At 69.3% G+C, this 20,753-nt stretch carries 23 protein-coding genes, 1 tRNA gene and 1 pseudogene; 14 read left to right on the top strand and 11 right to left on the bottom strand.

What is annotated here, in order from left to right:
- Positions 1 to 45: 45 nt before the first annotated feature.
- Positions 46 to 852, bottom strand: a complete 807-nt coding sequence (locus MHZ35_RS04195) for a MotA/TolQ/ExbB proton channel family protein (RefSeq protein ID WP_125959801.1) — start codon at positions 850 to 852, stop codon at positions 46 to 48.
- A 77-nt stretch (positions 853 to 929) separates the two neighbouring features.
- Positions 930 to 1,613 carry an energy transducer TonB gene (locus MHZ35_RS04200; protein WP_125959802.1) on the bottom strand — a complete coding sequence of 228 codons (684 nt, stop codon included), beginning with the start codon at positions 1,611 to 1,613 and terminating at the stop codon, positions 930 to 932.
- A 226-nt stretch (positions 1,614 to 1,839) separates the two neighbouring features.
- Here MHZ35_RS04200 and MHZ35_RS04205 point away from each other — a divergent pair, with 226 nt between their 5' ends.
- A complete protein-coding gene (locus MHZ35_RS04205; protein WP_239434509.1) occupies positions 1,840 to 2,706 on the top strand; it encodes a hypothetical protein in 867 nt (288 codons plus the stop codon).
- Between the two features lie 21 nt (positions 2,707 to 2,727).
- On the opposite strand, the gene MHZ35_RS04210 is transcribed toward MHZ35_RS04205, so the two are convergent.
- Both MHZ35_RS04210 and MHZ35_RS04215 read right to left on the bottom strand, forming a co-directional pair.
- Positions 2,728 to 3,516, bottom strand: coding sequence for an SDR family oxidoreductase (locus MHZ35_RS04210; protein ID WP_239434510.1), 789 nt, complete (start codon positions 3,514 to 3,516; stop codon positions 2,728 to 2,730).
- Complete coding sequence (locus MHZ35_RS04215; RefSeq protein ID WP_125959804.1) at positions 3,513 to 3,884, bottom strand: dihydroneopterin aldolase; 372 nt, start codon at positions 3,882 to 3,884, stop codon at positions 3,513 to 3,515. The genes MHZ35_RS04210 and MHZ35_RS04215 overlap by 4 nt, the downstream gene beginning before the upstream one ends.
- Before the next feature lie 171 nt (positions 3,885 to 4,055).
- Here MHZ35_RS04215 and MHZ35_RS04220 point away from each other — a divergent pair, with 171 nt between their 5' ends.
- The 4 genes from MHZ35_RS04220 to MHZ35_RS04235 are packed head-to-tail and all read left to right on the top strand — an operon-like array spanning position 4,056 to position 6,979.
- Positions 4,056 to 4,571 carry a GNAT family N-acetyltransferase gene (locus tag MHZ35_RS04220; protein WP_239434511.1) on the top strand — a complete coding sequence of 172 codons (516 nt, stop codon included), beginning with the start codon at positions 4,056 to 4,058 and terminating at the stop codon, positions 4,569 to 4,571.
- 52 nt (positions 4,572 to 4,623) lie between these two features.
- Positions 4,624 to 5,193: a DUF1285 domain-containing protein gene (locus tag MHZ35_RS04225; protein ID WP_239434512.1), complete on the top strand. Its 570-nt coding sequence runs from the start codon at positions 4,624 to 4,626 to the stop codon at positions 5,191 to 5,193.
- A complete protein-coding gene (locus MHZ35_RS04230) occupies positions 5,190 to 5,783 on the top strand; it encodes a CoA pyrophosphatase (RefSeq protein WP_239434513.1) in 594 nt (197 codons plus the stop codon). Before MHZ35_RS04225 ends, MHZ35_RS04230 begins: the two co-directional genes overlap by 4 nt.
- Positions 5,771 to 6,979 (top strand): CCA tRNA nucleotidyltransferase, encoded by a 1,209-nt coding sequence (locus MHZ35_RS04235; RefSeq protein ID WP_239434514.1) that lies wholly within the window; start codon positions 5,771 to 5,773, stop codon positions 6,977 to 6,979. Before MHZ35_RS04230 ends, MHZ35_RS04235 begins: the two co-directional genes overlap by 13 nt.
- Here MHZ35_RS04235 and MHZ35_RS04240 read toward each other — a convergent pair.
- Both MHZ35_RS04240 and parC read right to left on the bottom strand, forming a co-directional pair.
- On the bottom strand, positions 6,952 to 8,592 hold the full coding sequence (locus MHZ35_RS04240) for a putative bifunctional diguanylate cyclase/phosphodiesterase (protein WP_239434515.1): 1,641 nt from the start codon (positions 8,590 to 8,592) through the stop codon (positions 6,952 to 6,954). The genes MHZ35_RS04235 and MHZ35_RS04240 overlap by 28 nt on opposite strands.
- A gap of 122 nt (positions 8,593 to 8,714) precedes the next feature.
- The gene (gene parC / locus MHZ35_RS04245) at positions 8,715 to 10,964 is read right to left on the bottom strand and encodes a DNA topoisomerase IV subunit A (protein ID WP_239434516.1); all 2,250 of its coding nucleotides are present in this window, start codon (positions 10,962 to 10,964) and stop codon (positions 8,715 to 8,717) included.
- A 205-nt stretch (positions 10,965 to 11,169) separates the two neighbouring features.
- Between parC and purC the strand changes: the two genes are divergently transcribed.
- The 3 genes from purC (at position 11,170) to purQ (ending at position 12,944) form a co-directional block, all read left to right on the top strand.
- Positions 11,170 to 11,949, top strand: a complete 780-nt coding sequence (gene purC / locus MHZ35_RS04250) for a phosphoribosylaminoimidazolesuccinocarboxamide synthase (protein WP_132882083.1) — start codon at positions 11,170 to 11,172, stop codon at positions 11,947 to 11,949.
- Between the two features lie 90 nt (positions 11,950 to 12,039).
- On the top strand, positions 12,040 to 12,282 hold the full coding sequence (purS, locus tag MHZ35_RS04255) for a phosphoribosylformylglycinamidine synthase subunit PurS (protein WP_129340314.1): 243 nt from the start codon (positions 12,040 to 12,042) through the stop codon (positions 12,280 to 12,282).
- The gene (gene purQ, locus MHZ35_RS04260; RefSeq protein WP_239434517.1) at positions 12,279 to 12,944 is read left to right on the top strand and encodes a phosphoribosylformylglycinamidine synthase subunit PurQ; all 666 of its coding nucleotides are present in this window, start codon (positions 12,279 to 12,281) and stop codon (positions 12,942 to 12,944) included. Before purS ends, purQ begins: the two co-directional genes overlap by 4 nt.
- Positions 12,945 to 12,960: 16 nt before the next feature.
- Here purQ and MHZ35_RS04265 read toward each other — a convergent pair whose 3' ends face one another.
- Positions 12,961 to 13,683 (bottom strand): queuosine precursor transporter, encoded by a 723-nt coding sequence (locus tag MHZ35_RS04265; protein WP_239434518.1) that lies wholly within the window; start codon positions 13,681 to 13,683, stop codon positions 12,961 to 12,963.
- 85 nt (positions 13,684 to 13,768) lie between these two features.
- Between MHZ35_RS04265 and MHZ35_RS04270 the strand changes: the two genes are divergently transcribed.
- A tRNA-Arg gene (locus MHZ35_RS04270) sits at positions 13,769 to 13,845 on the top strand.
- Between the two features lie 11 nt (positions 13,846 to 13,856).
- On the opposite strand, the gene MHZ35_RS17990 is transcribed toward MHZ35_RS04270, so the two are convergent.
- From MHZ35_RS17990 to ada, 3 genes and pseudogenes are all read right to left on the bottom strand, one after another.
- Positions 13,857 to 13,988, bottom strand: a complete 132-nt coding sequence (locus MHZ35_RS17990; protein ID WP_274615641.1) for a hypothetical protein — start codon at positions 13,986 to 13,988, stop codon at positions 13,857 to 13,859.
- Positions 13,988 to 14,389: pseudogene (locus MHZ35_RS18175) on the bottom strand (cysteine hydrolase); the annotation flags it as partial. The gene MHZ35_RS17990 and the pseudogene MHZ35_RS18175, both read right to left, overlap by 1 nt.
- A 38-nt stretch (positions 14,390 to 14,427) precedes the next feature.
- Positions 14,428 to 15,552, bottom strand: a complete 1,125-nt coding sequence (gene ada / locus MHZ35_RS04275) for a bifunctional DNA-binding transcriptional regulator/O6-methylguanine-DNA methyltransferase Ada (protein ID WP_239434519.1) — start codon at positions 15,550 to 15,552, stop codon at positions 14,428 to 14,430.
- Positions 15,553 to 15,678: 126 nt separating this feature from the next.
- Between ada and MHZ35_RS04280 the strand changes: the two genes are divergently transcribed.
- Both MHZ35_RS04280 and MHZ35_RS04285 read left to right on the top strand, forming a co-directional pair.
- Positions 15,679 to 16,713, top strand: coding sequence for an oxidoreductase (locus tag MHZ35_RS04280; RefSeq protein WP_239434520.1), 1,035 nt, complete (start codon positions 15,679 to 15,681; stop codon positions 16,711 to 16,713).
- A gap of 383 nt (positions 16,714 to 17,096) precedes the next feature.
- Complete coding sequence (locus MHZ35_RS04285; RefSeq protein ID WP_239434521.1) at positions 17,097 to 17,609, top strand: MucR family transcriptional regulator; 513 nt, start codon at positions 17,097 to 17,099, stop codon at positions 17,607 to 17,609.
- 4 nt (positions 17,610 to 17,613) lie between these two features.
- On the opposite strand, the gene MHZ35_RS04290 is transcribed toward MHZ35_RS04285, so the two are convergent.
- Complete coding sequence (locus MHZ35_RS04290) at positions 17,614 to 18,210, bottom strand: alpha-ketoglutarate-dependent dioxygenase AlkB (RefSeq protein WP_239434522.1); 597 nt, start codon at positions 18,208 to 18,210, stop codon at positions 17,614 to 17,616.
- 88 nt (positions 18,211 to 18,298) lie between these two features.
- Here MHZ35_RS04290 and MHZ35_RS04295 point away from each other — a divergent pair, with 88 nt between their 5' ends.
- From MHZ35_RS04295 to MHZ35_RS04305, 3 genes are read left to right on the top strand one after another with little or no spacing between them, the layout of a single operon-like run.
- Complete coding sequence (locus MHZ35_RS04295) at positions 18,299 to 18,802, top strand: chemotaxis protein CheW (protein ID WP_239434523.1); 504 nt, start codon at positions 18,299 to 18,301, stop codon at positions 18,800 to 18,802.
- A complete protein-coding gene (locus MHZ35_RS04300) occupies positions 18,799 to 20,217 on the top strand; it encodes a CheR family methyltransferase (protein WP_239434524.1) in 1,419 nt (472 codons plus the stop codon). Before MHZ35_RS04295 ends, MHZ35_RS04300 begins: the two co-directional genes overlap by 4 nt.
- Positions 20,214 to 20,750, top strand: a complete 537-nt coding sequence (locus MHZ35_RS04305; RefSeq protein WP_239434525.1) for a chemotaxis protein CheW — start codon at positions 20,214 to 20,216, stop codon at positions 20,748 to 20,750. The genes MHZ35_RS04300 and MHZ35_RS04305 overlap by 4 nt, the downstream gene beginning before the upstream one ends.
- Positions 20,751 to 20,753: the final 3 nt, after the last annotated feature.

Raw genomic sequence — 20,753 nt, forward strand, 5'->3', positions numbered from 1 at the left:
GTCGTCCGCCGGGCCGTGAAGCCCGGCGGCGAGGTAGGTATCCGCTTACGGACGGGTCGGCACGCCACCGGTCTGGCCGGCGGTCGTGGTGCCGGTCACCGGCTTCGCAGCGGTCGCCGCCGGCTTGGCAGCAACGGTCGACTTCGAAGCGAGCGTCGGGCGAACCGCGCCGTTCGAGGCCAGGAAGCCCAGCACGTCGTTCGAGAAGGCCGACAGGTCTTCCGCGATCGACTTGTTGCGGCGCTGCAGCCAGTTGTAGGCGAGCACGGCGGGAACCGCGACGACCAGACCGATGGCGGTCATGATCAGCGCTTCACCGACCGGGCCGGCGACGTCGCCGATGGCGGCCTGGCCAGCGGCACCGATCTTCACCAGCGCGCGGTAGATGCCGACCACGGTACCGAACAGACCGACGAACGGCGAGGTCGCCCCGACGGTCGCGAGGAACGCGAGGCCCGCACCGAGCTTCGAGTTGATCGCGGCTTCCGAACGCGCGAGCGAGCCGTGCAGCCAGTCATGCGCCTCGACCGGATCGGTCAGCTTGGCGTGCTGCTCCTGAGCGGCGAGGCCGTCGTCGACGATCTGGCGATAGGCCGAGTTCTTGTCGAGCTTGGCAGCGCCTTCGCGCAGCGAGTTCGACTGCCAGAAGGTCGCGCGGACGCGCTTCGCCTGGTTGATGATCTTCTGCTGCTCGAACAGCTTGGTGAACAGGATGTAGAACGAGCCGACCGACATGATCACCAGGATGGCGAGCACGGTCCAGGCGATCGCACCGCCCTGCTGCAGAGCTTCCCAGAAGCCGAAGTTCGGAGCGCCGGCGGGAGCCCCGGCAGCAAAGATGTTGGTGAGCATTGTGAGATGTATCCCTTACAGAAGCATGCGCGAATGGTTCTAAGGTGCCCGGCGCCGTGGCGCCGGGCCTTTTGCGATTATTGGTCTTCGAGCTTCCAGGTCACGCTGAGCGGATAGGTCGAGGCGACCGGATTGCCCGCTGCGTCCTGTGCCGGCGTAAACCGCACGCGGCTCTTGGAGATCCGGCACGTCGTCTGGTCCAGCGCGGAGTTGCCGCTCGAGGAAGTGACGACGCAATCGGTCACCCGACCATCGGTGCCCACGGTCAGCTTTGCGCTGACGCGACCTTCGGCGCCCTCGCGAACCGCCGACGGCGGATACGCATCACGGCCGAAGAACTGGCCCGGGTTACCCTTCAGACCCGCCTTCTTGCTGATCGCAGGCGGAGCCGGCGGAGCGGGCGGCGCAGGAGGTGCCGGCGGCGCGGCGACCGGAACCGGATTGTACGTCGGCGGCGGCGTCGTCACCGACTGGATGACCACCGGCGGCGGCGTCTGCACGCGCACGATCGGCGGCGGCGTCACCACCGGCGGCGGCGACTGCGGCGGCTGATCCGGCGGCGGCGGCGGCGGCGGCGGAACTTCCTCAGGCGGGGGCGGCGGCTCGACGATGTCGAACGTGTCCAGGTCCTCCACCTGCTTCTTCACGTACTTGTACGCGAGACCAGATATAAATGCGTACCCAATGAGCACGTGCAGCAACGCCACGACGGCGATTGCGACGATGCGCCCAGGACCCGCTTTTTGATCAGCATAGGCCATTCAGCAACAAAACTCCTTAAGCCTCACACCGAGTGGTACGGAGCGCGTTCGCAGCCCGCGACCTTGCATCCGCACCATCGCCGTAGCGCTGCTGGGAACACCGCCGATTCTCTATCGTGGCACTTTCCGCGACGCAAACGCTTTGTCAGACGCAACAAAAGTGCAATCGTCGGTACGAACGCCCGCATCTTGAATCGGCCTAGGTCGATGCTGCAAGATCGCGTAGATGCTGGCAACCATGTTTCGACTTTATCCTGCATCCGCATCGGCGGCACTGCTGCTTTTCGCCCCCCTCTCCTGCGCCGCAGAGGCGCAGCAGACCACGCCCGTCGAGCAGCCCGCCGTCGGCTATGCGGAGGTCGCCGATCTGGTGCTCGCAGCGCCGCTGGTGATCGACGCGACGATCACCAGCGCCACCCGCATCAAGGGTGCTGAGGCGGCGGGCGTCGCCGCCAATGCGGCCCGCTTCTATGTCGAGGCAGAAGTCGGCGCGCTGATCCGCGGTTCGGGCGCGATGCCGGCGCGAATCGGCTATCTCGTTGACGTTCCGCTGGATTTCCGCGGACGCGCGCCCAGTCTGAAAAAGACGCGCGTGCTGATCTTCGCCCGCCCGGTCGCCGGCCGGCCCGACCAGGTACAGCTCGTGCAACTCGATGCGCAGCGGAGCTGGAGCCCGGCGCTCGACGCGCGCGCACGCGGTGTCGTCCGGGAGATCCTGGATCGCAACGCGCCCCCGGCGATCACCGGCATCGGCAACGCTTTCCACGTCGTGGGCACGCTGCCGGGCGAGGGAGAGACGCAGATCTTCCTGAAGACGGAGACCGGCGACCCGGTGTCGCTGCTGGTGCTGCGCCGCCCGAATCAGCCGCCGCGCTGGGCCGTGTCGTTCGGGGACATCGTCAATGAGGGCGCCGGTCCGCCGCAGCGGGACACGCTGGGTTGGTACCGACTCGCCTGCGGGCTCCCGCGCAGCCTGCCCGCCTCCGCCCTGGAGACGCAGGACGAACAGGGCGCGCGAATCGCCGCCGAGGACTATCAGTTCGTGCTGCGCTCGCTCGGCCCCTGCCACGCTGGGCCCGGCGCCGGCGCCTGATCTTGCACGACGGCGAGGGCGTCAGTCGCCCTCGCCGTCACGGGCGAGATGGACGAAGTCCCGCTCGAACCGGCGGAGATTGGCGCCGCCGTCCACGAACAGCACCTGCCCGGTCGTCGCCCGCGCACCGGCCAGGAACAGCACCGCATCGGCGATGTCATCCGGTTCCGGCAAGCGCGCGAGCGGCATGAGGCCCGCGAGTCGCGCCACCTGCTCGGGCGTATAATCCGCGGTCGGCATCGTCAGCCCCGGCGCCACGCCGTTCACGCGGACGCCCGGCTTCAGCGCATAGGCAAGCGTGCGGGTGACCTCCGCCAGGGCCTGCTTGGAGATCGTGTAGGCGAGCTGGTCCGCAGGCGGCTGGACGATGCGCTCGTCCAGCATGTTGATGACGCAGGCCCCTTCCGGCGGCGCCTGCGCCGCAACCGCGGCTGCGAGCGCGAACGGTGCCGCGGCGTTGACCGCAAAATGCCGCACCAGCGCGTCCATGCCGGGCACCGCGGCGTCCTCGGCCCGAAAGCAGGAGGCGTTGTTCACCAGAAGCGTCACCGGCTGCCCGAAACGCGTCGCCACGCGCGGCACAAGGCCCGCTGCCGACTCCGGATCGGAAAGCTCCGCTGCAAAGCATTGGTAGGGCGCGCCCGCGGCCTCGAGCCGGGCGAGGAGATCCGCGTCCGGCTCGCCTTCACTGCTTGCGTGCAACGCCAGCGCATAGCCTGCCTCCCCCAGCCGGGCCGCGATATGCGCGCCGAGCCGCCGGTAGCTTCCGGTGACCAGCGCCAGCGGGCGGGCAGCGGCAGGCGATGTCACGGGCGGTGACGGACCAGCCGGATCCCGATCGATTCGCCCGCCTCGGCGATGGCGAGCTTCACGATCGACACCTCCACCCGCTGCACGCGCGGATCGGAGATGAACAAGGTGCGTGCGATATGGTCCGCAACCCCTTCGATCAGCGTGAAATGTACGCCCTGCGGCAACGCCTCGCTCGCCGCGTGCTTCAGGTCGAGATAGCTCTTGGAGGCCGACAGCGGCGTGTCGGGCGCGAAATGTTCGGGGCAGTCGAGGTCGACCGTCATCGAAATGCGCAACGGCTGCGGCAGGTGCGTCTCTTCGGAATAGACGCCGGTCAGAACCTGCACTTCGAAGTCGTGTACCTGGAGTTGGAGAAGATCGCGCACCGGTTGCTGTCCCTTATGGTTCGATTCGTCCCCTAGCAGATGGGGAGGCCTCGGGAAGCTGCCCTTCCGGAGAGCACGACCGCCGCCCGCGATTCAGCTTTGCGTCCGCCCGCACGGGGGCTAAACGCGCGCGCCCTCGGCAGTCCCGCCGGGGAGGAGTCGTCTGCTTCCGTGATCCACCTCGTCCCGCTTGCCCAGATCGCCCCGCACCAGGTCGAAGCGTTGCTCGACCGCGCATTCGGGCCCGGTCGCCATGAGCGCACCGCCTATCGCGTGCGTGCCGGGACTCGCGCGATCCCGGAGCTCAGCTTTGCAGCGGTGGCGGAAGACGGCGCGCTGCTCGGCACCATCCAGTGCTGGCCGGTCTCGCTCGCCTGCGACGACGGCGACTGCGTGGCGATGGTGATGGTAGGGCCTGTCGCGGTGGAGCCGGCGGCGCAGCAGGGCGGCATCGGGCGCATGCTGATGCGCCACATGCTCGACGCCGCGGACGCGATGCGCGATCCGCTGCCGCTGATGCTGATCGGCGATCCGGAATATTACGGCCGCTTCTTCGGCTTCGACGCAGCGCACACGAGCCGCTGGCGCCTTCCCGGGCCCTTCGAAGCGCGCCGCCTGCTGGCCCGCGGTACGGGAGTTCCGGAGTGCGCGGGGGAGCTTCAGCCACGGCGGGTCGTGCCGGACTGAGGGTTGTGCGGGGTTGCGCCCGCGCCCCCGGGTCGCCATCGAAGGTCGGGTCATGCCCATGCGTCCCCTCCCCGATCTCGCCTCGCTCTCCCTCGCAGAGATTGCCCAGCTGATGGAGGAAGACCGGCTGCCGCCGGTCGAGCGCTGGAATCCGCCGCATTGCGGGGACAGCGGCATGACGATCCTCCGCGACGGCCGCTGGCTTCACGAAGGCGCGCCGATCACCCGCGAATCGATGGTGCGGCTTTTCTCCACCATCCTGCGGCGCGAGCCCGACGGCAGCTACGTCTTGGTCACTCCGGTGGAAAAGCTCTCCATCGCGGTCGAGGATGCGCCGTTCGTGGCAAGCGAGCTTCGCGCCGAGGGCGAGGGCAGCGAAAGCCGGCTGATCTTCCGCCTGAACACGGGCGACCTGGTGCTGGCGGACGCGGGCCACCCCCTGCGCTTCGAACAGGGCGCGGACGGCCCCCTCCCCTATCTGCAGGTTCGCGGCGGCATGGACGCGCGCATCGCGCGGCCGGTCTACTACGAGCTGATCGAGCGCGCGTTGGCGCGTGAGGGACAGGATCCCGTCCCCGGCGTGTGGAGCGCGGGCAGCTTCTTCCCGCTCGACGCGGCATGACGCTCGCCGAACGGTTGCGTGCCGGCCTCGCGCAGCCGGCGCAGATGCCGCTGCTGACCGGGGATTTCGACGAGGATGAAGTGGCGGCCGTCCGCTGGCGCGAGGCGGCGGTACTGGTCGCGGTCACGGACCGGGAGGAGCCGGGCATCCTGCTGACCCAGCGGACGGCGACGCTGCGCAACCATGCCGGCCAGATCGCCTTTCCCGGCGGCCGCATCGATCCGGAAGACCCCGATCCCGTCGCCGCCGCACTGCGCGAGGCAGAGGAGGAAGTGGCGCTGCCGCGCGAGGCCGTCGACGTGGTGGCGAGCCTCGATCGCTATCGCACCGCCACCGGCTTCACCGTCACGCCCGTGGTGGGCGTGGTCGCGCCCGACCTGCCGCTCGCCCCCAACCCGCACGAGGTGGCGGCGGTGTTCGAGGTGCCGCTGGCTTTTCTCCTCGACGCGGCCAACCACGCCAAGGGGCACGCAAGCTGGCGCGGCCGGGAACGGCATTATTACGAGATCTGGTTCGAAGGCTGGAGAATATGGGGTGCTACGGCAGCGATGCTGGTGAACTTGTCGCGGAGGCTCGCGTGGACGGCCTGACGCTGCCTGCCGCCGACTGGCAGGACCGGCCCGGGCTCGCCGCCCTCGCGGACGCGTTGGGCGGCGATCGCGGCGATACCCGCTTCGTAGGCGGCGTCGTTCGGGACACGCTGCTTGGCATCGCCGCCGCAGACCTGGACGTCGCCACCGCTCATGATCCGCAGGCGGTCCTGGCGCGCCTGAAGGCGGCCGGCATTCGTGCCGTTCCCACCGGCCTTCAGCACGGCACCATCACCGCGGTGCTGGAAAGCGGCCCGGTGGAGGTCACCACCCTTCGCCGCGACGTGGCGACCGACGGACGACACGCCACCGTCGCCTTCACCGACGACTGGCGCGAGGACGCGGCGCGGCGGGACTTCACCATGAACGCGCTCTATGCGGACATGGTCACCGGTCGGATCACCGACTATTTCGACGGCGTTGCCGATCTGCGCGCCGGCCGCGTGCGCTTCATCGGCGATCCGCTGCGCCGCATCGCCGAGGATCACCTGCGGATCCTGCGCTTCTTCCGCTTCCTCGCGCGGTTCGGCGACACGCCCGACCCGGAGGGTCTCGCCGCCTGTGTCGCGCGCGCAAACGACCTGATGGCGCTCTCGCGTGAACGGGTCGCCGACGAGCTGCTCAAGCTGCTGGTCGCGCGCTCGGCCGTAGAAGTCGTCGGGTTGATGCAGGCGCAGGGCATCTTCGTGCCCGTCCTGCCGGAGATCGACTCCAGCGGCGTCGCTCGACTCGCCCGCCTGGCAGCCCGGGAACAGGCCTGTGGCGTCGCCCCCGACGCGATCCGCCGGCTGGTCGCGCTGATCCCTGCGTACGCGCTCGAGTCCGTCGGCGCCCGGTTCAAGCTCTCCAACGCGCAGCGCAAGCGGCTGGCGCTGGCGGCAAGTGCCGAGGGCGTCAGCTCCCCGCGCGCGCTCGCCTATCGCATCGGAACCGAAGGGGCGATCGACCGCCTGCTGCTGTCGGACGACCCGGAAGCGGCAGGCGCCGTCGCCGACCTCCTCGACTGGGTCCGCCCGCCGTTTCCGCTGACCGGCGGCGCGCTGGTCGCGCGCGGCATCGGCAAGGGCCCGGACGTCGCCCGCGCCCTGCGCCGGATCGAGGACCAGTGGATTGCGGAAGGCTTCCCCGACGCGGCGCGCGTCGAGGCGCTAACCGTGGCGGAACTCGATCAGCGGTTGCGTTCCAGCAGCAGCTGATAGGCACGCTCGGCGTCGACCGGGCGGGCATAGAGATAGCCCTGCCCATAGTCGCAGCCGAGCGCGCCCAGCGTCTGCTCCAGCGCCTCGGTCTCGATGCCCTCGGCGGTGGTGCGCATGCCCAGCGTCTGCGCAAGGCTGAGCACCGCGCGTACGATCGCCACCTTGTCGCGGTTCGCCAGCATCCCCGACACGAAGCTGCGGTCGATCTTGAGCAGGTCGATCGGCAGGCTCTGGAGATATCCCAGGTTCGAATAGCCGGTGCCGAAATCGTCCATGGCGATCGTGGTACCGAGCGCCTTGAGCGCCCGAAGCGTCTCGGCGGTGGGGTCCCGGTCGCTGACGATCGCACTTTCGGTCAGCTCGATCGTCAGCCGCCGCGGCGCCAAATTGTGCGCCGCAAGCGTGCGCTCCACCAGGGCGACCACATTGTCCCGCCGCAGCTGGACGGCGGAGAGGTTGACGGCGACCGTCAGTCCACAGCTCGCCCCGCTCACCCGGTCCCAGCCGGCGAGGGTGCGCATCGCCTCGTCCAGCGCCCACCGGCCCATGGGCACGATCAGTCCGGCTTCCTCGGCCACGGGAATGAACCGGGCGGGCGGGATGTCTTCCCCCGCCTCCGTCCGCCAGCGCGCCAGGGCCTCGAACGAGACGATCCTGCCCGTCGCAAGGTCGCAGATCGGCTGGTAGTGCAGGTGCAGATTGCCGGAATCGATCGCCCGGCGCAGCTCGGTCTCGATCGAGAATTCGGCACGCATCACGTCCAGCGCCTCGGACCGGTACACCTCCGGAAGGCCGGTGCGCTTGGCACGCTTCGCTGCGAACTGCGCGTGGCGGACCATGTTCTCGTGATCCGCGGCCAGGCTCGCGCCCAGGGCGATCCCAATCGAGCAGCCGATGCGAACCTCGAAATCCGAAAGCGTGAACGGGATCGCCAGGGCGCCTCGAATTCGCTCCGCCACCTCGGTGGCATCGTCGCTGCGACTGACGCCGGACAGCAGGATCGCGAACTCATCCCCGCCGGTCCGCGCCAGCACGTCCGGCTGGCGCAACGCCCCTTTCAGGCGGCGGGCGACCGAGATGAGCAGTTCGTCTCCGACGATGCCGCCCAGGCAGGCGTTGATGCGGCTGAACCGGTCGAGGTTGAGTGCGAGGACCGCGTATTGTTCGCGCCCGCCGTTCGCCAACACCTCCTCCAGCCGGTCCTCGAAGCCCGCGCGGTTGGGAAGCCCGGTGAGCGCGTCGATCGCCATCTCGCGCCGCAGGCTGTGCTCCGTCCGCTCCTCGGGGGTGCGGTCGATCAGCGACAGCAGGCAACGACGGGCACGCGCCCCGCTCCGCCGGGTGAGCACTACCCGATAGTAGCGTGCATCAACCGCTTGCCCGAGCGTCCATTCGAACACGTCCCGAAGCGCATCTCCCTCCAGGAACCGGTGGATGCGCGCCCGCATGTCGCTGCAGTCGAGCGCGCCCTTCGGCCCTGCCTCGGCATCGATCTGCCGGAAGCCGCTGTTGATCCGGGAGAGGGTTACCTTGCCGTCGCGAAGCGTCGCCACTGCCGCGGGCATCGGCAGGACGTCCAGGAACGGCTCGGTCGCCAGGGATCGGCTCATGTCCTCTCCGGAAGGACCCGGGTTTCCGGCATCCTCGTGTGCGCTAGATCGCCGTTGCGAAAGCAGTACCATCCACTCCGGATTAGGTCCGGTGCGTTAATGCTGCGTTTCGAACGATCGTCTCAGTCGAAGCGGTTGTCGCGCGGGAAGCCGGTCGGCGGCATGCGCCCCGCAGCACCACGCGCGGCGCGCCACGGGCTCAGGTCCGCCTCGGTGCGCACCCGGCCGGTCTCGCCACCCATCGTCCAGCTGAGCCCGTCCGCGAAGCGCAAGGTGCGCACGTCGGACAGGCCCCCGTCGCGGAAGCGCTGGAGCTGCACGCCCTGCCCGCGCGCGAGTTCGGCCACTTCCGCAAGCGGGAACACCACCAGCTTCCGATTGTCGCCGATCGCCGCGACATAATCGTCGTCGGGCGCGATCGGTCGGATGACGCGCAAGCGCGCACCCGGGCGCGGCGTCATCACCTGCTTGCCCTTGCGGGTCTCGGCGATCACGTCGGCGATCCGGACGATGAAGCCGCGACCGTCGCTCGCCGCCAGCAGCAACCGGTCCGACTGCGCCGCCCGCAGAAATCCCGCGATCTCGGCATCGCCGTCCATGTCCACCATCGCGCGCACCGGCTCGCCGAAACCGCGCCCGCCCGGCAGCTTGTCGGCGCCCAGCGTGTAGAAGCGGCCCGCATCGGTCGCGAGCAGCAGCTTGTCCGTGGTGTGGGCGTGGAACGCGAACAGCGGGCCGTCGCCTTCCTTGAACTTCAGCGTCTCCGCCGCAGCCAGGTCATTGTGCCCCTTCAGCGCGCGGATCCAGCCGCGCCGCGACAGCACGACAGTGATCGGTTCGCGCTCGATCATCGCCTCCAGCGGGATTTCGCGCGCCGGTGCCGCCTCTTCCACGCTGGTGCGGCGCTTGCCGAGCGCGGTCTCCGGGCCATAGCGATCGCGCAGCTTCGCCATGTCGCGCTTCAGCCGGGTGCGCTGGCGCGCCTCGGAGCCCAGCAGCGACGTGAGCTCCGCCTTTTCCTTCTCCAGCTCGCCGCGCTCGCGCCGAAGCTCCATCTCCTCCAGCCGGCGCAGCGAGCGCAGCCGCATGTTCAGGATCGCCTCGGCCTGGCGATCGGTGAGCTGGAACTCCGCCATCATCACCGCCTTGGGCTCGTCCTCGGTGCGGATGATCTCGATCACCCGGTCAAGGTTGAGGAAGGCGATAATATAGCCGTCCAGCAGTTCCAGCCGGTCGGCGATCTTGGCCAGGCGATGTTCGGAGCGGCGGCGCAGCACCACGAACTGGTGGTCGAGCCAGGCCCGGAGCACCTCGCGCAAACTCATCACCCGCGGCGTGCGCGTCGCGTCGAGCACGTTGAGGTTCAGCGGCACGCGCGTTTCCAGGTCGGTGAGCCGGAACAGCCCGTCCATCAGCGTCGCCGGGTCCACCGTTCGGCTGCGCGGCTCCAGCACGACGCGAATCTCGGCGTCCGATTCGTCGCGGATGTCGCTGAGGATCGGCAGCTTCTTATCGTTGATGAGGGTTGCGACCTGCTCGATCAGCTTGCCCTTGGCGACGCCGTACGGAATTTCGCTCACGACGATGCGGAAGCCGCCGCCCTTCTCGCGCTCCACGTCCCAGCGCGCGCGCACGCGAAAGCCGCCGCGGCCGGTCGCATAGGCCTCGGCAATGGCGGCAGGGGGATCGACGACGATGCCGCCGGTCGGGAAGTCCGGTCCCTTCACATGCGCCAGCACCGCGGCATCGTCCGCCTCCGGCTGGTCGATCAGCATGGCGGCGGCGTCGAACAGCTCGGCGGCATTGTGCGGCGGGATGGAGGTCGCCATGCCGACCGCGATGCCGGCGGCGCCATTGGCGAGCAGGTTCGGGAACAGCCCGGGGAACAGCTCCGGCTCCTGCTCCTCGCCGTTGTAGGTGGGGCGAAAATCGACCGCGTCCTCGTCGAGGCCTGCCATCAGGTCGATCGCGACCTGGGTCAGCCGCGCCTCGGTGTAGCGATAGGCAGCGGCATTATCGCCGTCGATGTTGCCGAAGTTCCCCTGTCCGTCGACCAGCGGATAACGCAGCGCAAAGTCCTGCGCGAGCCGGACCATCGCGTCATAGACCGACTGGTCGCCGTGCGGGTGGTACTTGCCGATCACGTCGCCGACGACGCGCGCGCACTTCTTGTACCCCGCCGCCGGGTCCAGCCGCAGCAACCGCATCGCCCACAGCAGCCGGCGGTGGACCGGCTTCAGCCCGTCGCGAAGATCGGGCAGTGAGCGCGCGGTGATGGTGGAGAGCGCATAGACGAGGTAGCGCTCGGACAGGGCACTGTCGAACGGTGCATCGACGATTGCGTCGAACGGGTCCTTGAAGTCGGTCGCCATCGCCACGGCGGATAGCAGGCGCGCGCCTTGTTCCACAACCGTTCCGTGTGCCCGCTCCCGCTTTCGGCAGACCGCGCTCGTCCGCGCCGCGACGCACGCCTGATTGCGACGCCCGGCCCTCTTCGCTATAGGCGCCGCCATCCCGCCCCGGCAGCACGCAAGCGCGCGCGCTTCCGGGGCCGATCGTTTTGGAAGGGTTCCGCACATGGCTCGCCGCCGCCAGATCTACGAGGGCAAGGCCAAGATCCTGTACGAGGGCCCCGAGCCCGGCACGTTGATCCAGTATTTCAAGGATGACGCGACCGCGTTCAATGCCCAGAAGAAGGGCACGATCAACGGCAAGGGCGTGCTCAACAACCGCATCTCCGAGCACATCTTCACGCTGCTCGGCCAGATCGGCGTGCCGACCCACTTCATTCGGCGCCTCAACATGCGCGAGCAGCTGATCCGCCAGGTCGAGATCGTGCCGATCGAGGTCGTGGTGCGCAACGTGGTCGCCGGCTCGCTGTCGAAGCGCCTGGGCATCGAGGAGGGGCAGCAGCTGCCCCGCACGATCGTCGAATATTACTACAAGGACGATGCGCTCGGCGACCCGATGGTCACCGACGAGCATATCCTGGCGTTCGGCTGGGCCGCGCAGGACGAGCTGCACGACATGGCCGACATGGCGATTCGCGTGAACGACTTCCTGGCCGGCCTGTTCGCGGGCATCGGCATCCGCCTCGTCGACTTCAAGCTCGAGTTCGGCCGGATCTGGGAAAACGACTTCAGCCGGATCATCCTGGCCGACGAGATCAGCCCCGACGGCTGCCGCCTCTGGGACATGGCCACTAACGAGAAGCTCGACAAGGATCGCTTCCGCCGCGACTTGGGCGGAGAGGTCGAGGCCTATCAGGAAGTGGCCCGCCGGCTGGGCCTGCTGCCCGAGGGCGGCGACACCGCCGTGCTCGACATGGAAACCCATCGCAAGAAGCGCGGCCGCTAAGCCGTTCCGGCTCCGGCGGCGCTTGCCTGGCGAGCGCACCGGGGCCATAGCCGCCGCCATCACCCACCCACGCACTGCCTTCGAGGTCCCATGAAACTCCGCATCGTCGTGACGCTCAAGAACGGGGTGCTCGACCCGCAGGGCAAGGCCATCCAGCACGCGCTGGGGTCGCTCGGCTTCGACGGCGTCGCCGACGCCCGCGTCGGCAAGCTGATCGAGCTCGACGTCGCCGACGACACCAGCGACGAGGCCATCGACCAGATGTGCCGCAAGCTGCTCGCCAACACGGTGATCGAGAACTACCGCGTCGAGCGCCAGGACAGCGTCGCGTGAAGACCGCTGTCGTCGTCTTCCCCGGCTCGAACTGCGATCGCGACATCGCGGTCGCACTCGAACAGGTGACCGGTCAGGCGCCGGCGATGGTGTGGCACGGCGACACCGATCTGCCGGACGGCATCGGCCTGGTCGCGGTTCCCGGCGGCTTTTCCTACGGTGACTATCTGCGCTCCGGCGCGATCGCCGCCCGCTCGCCGGTGATGCGCGCGGTCGTCGAGGCGGCGGGCCGCGGCCTGCCGGTGCTGGGCATCTGCAACGGTTTCCAGATCCTCACCGAAACCGGCCTGCTGCCGGGCGCGCTGATGCGCAACGCACGGCTGAACTTCGTCTGCCGCGACGCGCCGCTGACCGTCGCCAACGCGACCTCGCGCTTCACCCGCGGCTATGCCGAGGGCGAGACGGTGACGATCCCGGTCGCGCACCACGACGGCAACTACTTCGCCGACGAAGAGACGCTCGACCGTCTGGAGGGCGAAGGCCAGGTCGCGTTCCGCTACGCCGGCGTCGTCAACGGTTCGGCGCGCGATATCGCCGGCGTGCTCAACGCGCAGGGCAACGTGCTCGGCATGATGCCGCACCCCGAGCGCCGCATCGAAGCCGCGCACGGCGGCACCGACGGTCGCCGCCTGTTCGAGGGACTGGTCGAAGCGCTCGCCTGAGCGGGCGCTTCTCCCTTCACGCCTTCAGCCGGAACGGCGAGAAGTCCGTGCCCCGGTCGAACACGTCCACGCCCTCGGCACGCTTGAGCCGGTTCACCACCGCATAGGTGACCGGCGTCAGCACCACTTCCCAGCCGACCTTGAGCGCCCAGTTGGTCGCCATCACCGTCAGCACCTGCGACGTCGGCCACACGCCCAGGAATGCGGCCGGGTAGAAGATCAGGCTGTCCGCTCCCTCCCCCACGATCGTCGAGCCGATGGTGCGCGCCCACAGCATCCGCCCCTCGGTCAGCAGCTTCATCTTCGCCATCACATAGGCGTTGACCAGTTCGCCCACCCAGAAGGCCGCGACCGAGGCGAAGACGATGCGCGGCACCTGCCCGAACACCGCCTCGTAAGCGCGCTGCCCCTCCCAGCCGGGTGCCGGCGGTAGCGCCACCACCACGGCCGACATCAGCGCCATAAACAGCACCGCGGCAAAGCCTGCCCACACGCATCGCCGCGCCCGCGCGAAGCCATAGACTTCGGTCAGCACGTCGCCGAGCACATAGGAAATCGGGAAGAACAGGATGCCCGCGCCGAACACGAAGCCGCCGAGCGGCCCCTCCCCGCCGATCGTCGCGACCTTGCCCGCGCCCACCACGTTCGAGAGCAGCAGGATGGCGACAAAGGCGGCCATCGCGAAGTCGTAGAAGCGGAAACCGGACACGCTGCGCGCGTCCGCGGGTGCCGGCGTCATGCTGCCCCTCTCTCCAGAAACGGGATGGCGCGGTTATGAGGATGGTTCCGCTTCGGCGCAATGCGCGCTAACGGAACGCGTGCGTGCGCCCGTAGCTCAGTTGGATAGAGCACGAGCCTTCTAAGCTTGGGGCCGCTGGTTCGAATCCAGCCGGGCGCACCAACGACTCCCCCTCAGCGCAGCGCGACCGGCTGGCCGGCGAAATCCTCGGCCAGCACCTGTTCGATCGGGCGCGCGATACCGCCTGCGGCACGGTCACGCGAAAGCCGCGCTCCACCAGTCCGTCGATCGCCCAGCGCACGCAATAGTCGGCAGCCACCCCGATCACCACGGCGTCCTCCACGCCCCGCGCCCGCAGGTCCCGGAAGAACGCGTCGCGGTCCGCGGACACGCCCTCGCGCACCGGCTCCACGCGAAGACCCGGCTCCTCCCACATGGCGAACACGCCCTTTTCCAGCCGATAGGTCGGGATCGCCGGATTCACCACCTCGGGATCGAGCACATTCTGCCAGCCCGGCGTCTCGCGCACGCAGTGGATCGGGAACTGCTGCGCCTCGGGCAAGCCCGGATAGGTGTCGGCGAAATGAGTGTCGAAGGTGAAGAGCACCGCAGCCGTATCCTCGGGCGCAAGCGAGGCCAGCCATTCGGCCATCGGTGCCGCCAGAGCATCGGCGCCCGCGACGGCCAGGGCGCCGTCCGGGTTCATGAAATCCGCCTGGGTGTCGACCACCACCACGACCTTCTTCACGGCCTTCTCCTCACGCCTGGGTGTTGCGCACGCCCTCGTCCCGCAGCGCCGGCGGGGCAATCCCCGCGCGCCGCGGCTTCGCGGTCGCGCAGCGCGCGCTTGCGGTCCGTGCCCCAGCGATAGCCCGACAGAGCGCCGTCGCTGCGAAGCACACGATGGCACGGAATCGCCAGCGCGTGCGCGTTGGCGGCACAGGCACCGGCCACGGCCCGCACCGCCTGGGGTGCGCCGATCCGCTCGGCGATCTCCGCGTAGCTCGCCGTCGCACCCGCCGGGATCGCGCGCAGTTCCTCCCACACCCGCCGGCGAAAGGCGGTGCCGCGGATGTCGAGCGGCAGGTCGAGCGTGGCGACAGGAGCCTCCACGAACGCCACCACCTGCGACACCATCGCGGCGAAGTCGTCGCCGCCCGGCTCCAGCTGCGCGTTGGCGAAGCGACGGCGAAGGTCCGCCACCAGCGCATCGGCATCGTCGCCCAGCAGCAGCGCCGCGATTCCCGTGGCGCTCGCGGCGACCAACAGACGGCCGAGGCTCGTCGGCGTGACGGCGAAGCGCAGGGTCTCGGCCGCGCCACCCTGGCGATAGGCGCCGGGCTTCATGCCCAGCACCGCCTCCGCCTCGGCATAGAAGCGGCCGCTCGAGCCATAGCCGGCGGCGTGGATCGCCTCGGTCACGGCCGCCCCCGCTTCCAGCGCCGCCCGTACCCGCCCGGCCCGGTGCTCCGCGGCATAGGCGCGGGGCGTGACGCCCGTCACCGCCTTGAACCGGCGCTGAAAGTGGCTCGGGCTCATGCCGGCTTCAGCGGCGAGCGCCTCCAGCGTCGGCGGGGTCTCGGCCATCTCGATCCTGCGGCACGCCGCTGCGACCTGACCGAGGCCGGCCGTGCACATGCCGTCCGCATCCGGCCGGCACCGCAGGCAGGCTCGAGCGCCCGTCCGGCGCGCGTCTGCGAGCGTCGCGTGGATCGTCACATTCGCGGGGTTGGCGGTGCGCGAGGGGCAGGACGGCCGGCAGTACACGCCCGTCGTCGCCACCGAGTACCAGAACTGCCCGTCCGCGGCCGCGTCGCGGGCAACGATCCGGGCCCAGCGCGGGTCTTGTGCAACATGCTGCTGTGTCATCGCGACCTCCTGCCCCACGCCTGCCTCAAGCCGCAGCGCGACACACTCCGTTCCTTGCGCTTCAATCCAAGATAGTGGCACCGACCGGGAGCACCAACACGCATCGCCGCGAAAGGAACATCCACCATGCTGAACGTCGGGCTGATCGGTTTCGGGCTTGCCGGGCGCGCGTTTCATGCGCCGCTGATCGCCGCCACCCCCGCCCTCCGCCTCGCCGCAGTCGTCACGTCGCGCGCGCAGGAAGTGGCAGCGCTGTATCCGCAGGCTCGCGCCGTGGCTTCCGTCGACGCCCTGCTCGCGGATCCTGCGATCGATCTGGTGGTGGTGGCGACGCCCAACGACACCCATGCGCCCCTCGCCCGCGCCGCGCTGGAGGCCGGCAAGCATGTCGTCGTGGACAAGCCCTTTGCCCTCAGCATCGAGGATGCGCGCGAACTTGCCGCGCTCGCCGTGACGCACGCGCGGATGCTCACCGTCTTCCACAACCGGCGCTGGGACACGGACTTCCGCACGGTCGAGCAGCTGCTGCGCGACGGCACGCTCGGCGAGGTGCACCTCGCAGAGCTGCGCTGGGACCGCTTCCGTCCCGCCATCAAGCAGGGCTGGCGCGAGACCCCGCACGCCGGCGCAGGATTGTTGGCCGACCTCGGCCCGCACCTCATCGATCAGGCGATCCGCCTGTTCGGCGTGCCGGAGGCGGTGTCGGCGGACATCGCGATCCAGCGGGAGGCGGCGCAGGTGGACGACTATTTCGAGCTGACGCTCCACTATGGAAGCCGCCGGGTGATCCTGGGCGCCGCCTCTCTGGTCGCGGCATCCCGCCCCCGCTTCGCGCTGCACGGAACGCTCGGCAGCTTCGTGAAATACGGGATCGATCCGCAGGAGCCGGTGCTGCGCGCGGGCGGAACCCCGTCCGACCCCGGCTATGGAGTCGAGCCGGAATCCGCTTGGGGGACGCTTGTCGACGGCGAGGCCGGGGAGCGTCGCCTGCCTAGTGCTGCCGGGATATGGCCCCGCTTCTATGAACAGGCCGCGGCCGCCATCATCGAGGGCAGCGCGCCGCCCGTCGAGCCGGAGGATGCCATCGCGGGTCTCGAATTGCTCGAACTCGCCCGGCAATCCGCACGCGAAGGACGCCGACTTCGCTTCCCCAGGCGCTGATCCGAATATTTTTATCGAGGCATCCGCAACGTCCCCGATGTCTTGCCACCATTGCAGTTGCTAGCAATCGGGCAAGCATCAGCCTTACTCCCGAGGCTCAAAGTGACTTTATCGGCCATGCACGTCCGTTCGGATGCTTGGCCGCCCTCTATTACCCAATACGGCAACTTACGTTTCGCGGAGGAAGTGCGACTCGCCACTGTTAATCACGAATAAATCCTTGCTTTGTATGGATCCGGAGGTGCTTCGCCCGACTCGGCACACACGCGATGCTGATCCGGTACTTTGGCTCCGAAGCCGCAAGGTGTGGCTGGCAACACCCTGGAAAGTTGACGCGCTGCACGGAAAGTCCCAAGTGCGCGCCGATGAACGGAGGAATGAAGATGGCCGAAGACGTTTCCGAATTGAATGCGGTGGAACTCGCAACCGAGCTCACCATCGCCTGGCTCAACAATGCGAACAACCGCGTGTCGGCCGAAGATGTGCCGACCTTCCTGCAGACGATGCACGCGACCGTGGTTGGGCTGAGCGGCGGCGCATCTTCGGAACCGGTCGAGACGGCCCCGACGGAAGATTACACGCCCGCCGTCTCGGTGCGGAAGTCGCTCGCGTCGAAGGACCACATCATCTCGATGATCGACGGCAAGCCGTACAAGACCCTGCGCCGCCATCTGGCAGGGCACGGACTGACCCCGGAACAGTATCGCGAGCGCTACAATCTGAAGTCCGACTATCCGATGGTCGCGGAGAATTATTCGCAGAGCCGCCGCGACATGGCCAAGCGCATCGGGCTCGGCCGCAAGCCACGCACCGGTGGCGACGATGCGGCCGCCGCAGAGGCGCCTGCCGCCCCGAAGCGCCGTGGCCGCAAGCCCAAGGACGCAACCGCCGAGTGATCCTTCAGCCCTGGGCCAACGCCGCCGCACGCCGGCCCAGGGCCGACAGGCTGCGGAAGGTCACCGACCAGCGCGTGCGCTCCATCGCCGCGATGCCGTGCTCCCACGCGTGCCGCGCTTCGCCGGAGAGATGGTAGATCGATCGCGGCGCAAGCGTCAGGCTACGGCGGTCGAAGCCGGTGTCGATGCGCCGCCGCAGGCGCAGGACGGCCGGTTCTCCCAGCGAAATCCCCACGACATGCTCGAACATCGGCCGGTCGCGATGCCAGCCGATCCCTGCCCCCGGATCATAGCGGATGAGCAGTGCCTGCTCGAGCTCGGCCGTCAAAACGCCCGCCAACGCCGCCGCGCGCTCCCGAAAAGGCCAAAGAAACTCGGGGATCGGCGCCCCCGGCGCGATCCGCCCCCGGTCGAAGTCATAGCTCCAGCCGAACGACGCGGTCAGCCGCTTGCCCGTCCACCCCTGGAAGCGGAACGGCGTCAGCGCGCACCCGTCGATCGCCGCCACGAGCGCTGCTTCCTCAGGCGCATCGAGCACCTCTTCGCCATAGGAGAGGCCCGGCAGCAGCGGGGTTCCGAACAGGTCTAGCTGGGCGGCCATCTCGGTCCAGATAGGAAGCCGACACCTCCCCCGAAAGACGCGCGTGGCGGGGAGACGGGCCGGAAAGCCCGCGTTATAGAAGCCCGCGATGCCCAATCGTGCCCCCGATCCGCTGCTGCTGTTTCGTGCCGGTGACCACCGGCTCGCGCTCCCGGCGCGGGACGTGCGCGAGGTGCTGCCGCTGCTTCCGATCGCGCGGCCGCCGACCCTGCCCCGCCCCCTCGCCGGCTTCGTCGACGTCCGGGGCGAGACGCTGCCCGTCTTGGCACCCGCGCTTCTGTTCGACGGCGGCACTGCTCTCGGCACCCTGGACCTGTTCTCCCATCTGATCCGGCCGCACGGGCCTGCTGCCACCATGCCGTGCCTGCTGGTCGATCGCGTCGAGGACATGGTCACCCCCGACGCCGACGCCATCCGTCCGGTGGAGGCCGAGGCGAGCCACAATGGCGCGATCTTGGCCGAAGTGACGCTGCCCGACGGCCCCGCACACCTGCTGTCACTCGCCCGGCTGCTCAGCGAAGCGGAACGCGAGCGGCTGGCGGCGTTGGCAGCGCAAGCAGAGACGCGCGCCGCCGACTGGGCGATCGGGTGAGCCTGGCCGCGCAGCGCCACGCGCTGCCGTCTGCGCCGGTCGACGATCCCGCCTTTGCCGCCATCAAGGCGCGGATCGTCGAGCGCACCGGCCACCATTATTACGTCGACAAGGACGACCAGCTGTTCGAGCACATCGCGCGCCGCATGGCCGCGAACGGCATCGACACGCTGGCGGACTATGCCGCCCGGCTGGCGGACCCGGAAGCGGCGGCCGCGGAATGGCGCGCGCTCGAAAGCGCGATCACGATCAACGAGACCTTCTTCTTCCGCTTTGCCGAACAGTTCGATGTGCTGCGCCGCTGCGTCTTGCCGAAGCTGCTGCGGGAGCGGCGGGCGAAGCGCCAGCTGCGCGTCTGGAGCGTCGGCTGCTCGACCGGGGCAGAGGCGCACTCGGTGTCGATCCTGCTGCGCGACCTGCTTGGAGACGCAGTCTCTGACTGGAAGATCGGCATCACCGGCACCGACATCGACGATGCCGCGATCGCCGCCGCGCGCGAGGCGCGCTACACGTCGTGGGCATTGCGTACCCTGGGAGAGGCGGAACGCGAGCGGCTGTTCGATCGCGAAGGCGATCGCTGGCGGCTGAAGGCGCGCTATCGCGGTCTCGCCCGCTTCGAACACGCCAACATGATGGCGCTGCTGGACGACGACGCGCCGCTGCAGTTCAGCGAGTTCGACATCATCCTGTGCCGCAACGTCCTGATCTATTTCCGCAGCGACGTCGCCAAGCAGCTGGTCGGCGCGCTGGTGCGCCGGCTCGCGCCCACCGGGCTGCTGTTCATCGGCCATGCCGAGCCGAACCCGGAGTTCGCGGACGTCGCACGTCCGGTGCTCGTCGACGGTGTCCTTGCATACGCACGGCTGGACGGACCCGCCGAGCTTCCCGCAGCCGCGCCCGCGCCGCCACCGCCGCTCGCATCACTTGCCCCGCCGCCAGCGGCACCAGTCAAGGCCGCGCCGCCTGTCAGTCCCCCGCCGCAGCCTGCCCCGCCGCCGCCTCCAACATCGCCACCGCCCAAGCCCGCCGCAACCGGAGAAGTGCGCACCGCGCTGTCCCGCGGCGACGCGAGCCAGGCACTCGAACTGGCGGAGCAGGAGGCGCTCGCCACACCGCGCGACCCGGTCGCCCACTACCTCGCAGCGCTCGGCGCGCTCGCGCTTGGAGACGGGGTTCGTGCAGAGCGGGGATTTCGCAGCGCGCTATATCTCGATAACGGGTTCGCGATGGCGCATTATCTGCTTGGCCGACATCTCCTGGCGCATGGGCGCGACGCCGAGGGCAACCGCGCGCTCCGCAATGCCGCGCGCGCAGCCGCCGGGATGGCGAACGACGCCGAGTTGCCGGAGGGCGACGGCATGACCGCAGGCAGCCTCGTCGCCGCCGTCCGCGCCACCCTCGGGGGCGCCGCATGAGCATGCCGGGCGACCTCCGTGTCGCAGCGCCCTTCCTCGATGCAGAGGCCGTCGCAGCCGTGCTCGCAGAGCGCCAGCGCGCGCTCGCTCCGCCTGAGGCAGCCGACCAGCGCAGCCGCATCCGCGTCCTCACCTGGACCCTGGGTGAGGAAACCTATGCGACCCCGCTCGCGGACCTCTTCGAGGTGGCGGCGATCCCGCGCGTCACCGCGGTTCCGGGCGCGCCTGCGGCTCTGGTGGGGCTGATCGCGTGGCGGGGCGCCGTCCTCAACCTCTTCGATCCGGCCGTGGCGTTGCGCCTGGCCACCCCCGAGGAGCCCGGCCGCGCGATGCTGGTGCTGCGCCATGCGGCGCCGCGCATCGCCCTCCAGGTCCCCGCCATCACCGCCGCCGCTGCCGTCGTCGATCCCGGCGCCACGGGCGGTGACACCCTCACGCGCTTCGTCGAAGCGGACGGTGGCCAGCGTCTGGCCGTCGTGAACACTGCGCTGCTGATCCAGCGGCTCCTCGCACGTCCCCTGCAGGAAGGATAAAGC

Origin of the sequence: Sphingomonas sp. ACRSK (assembly GCF_022346685.1) — a bacterium.
In the GTDB taxonomy this organism is placed as follows: Bacteria; Pseudomonadota; Alphaproteobacteria; order Sphingomonadales; family Sphingomonadaceae; genus Sphingomonas; species Sphingomonas molluscorum.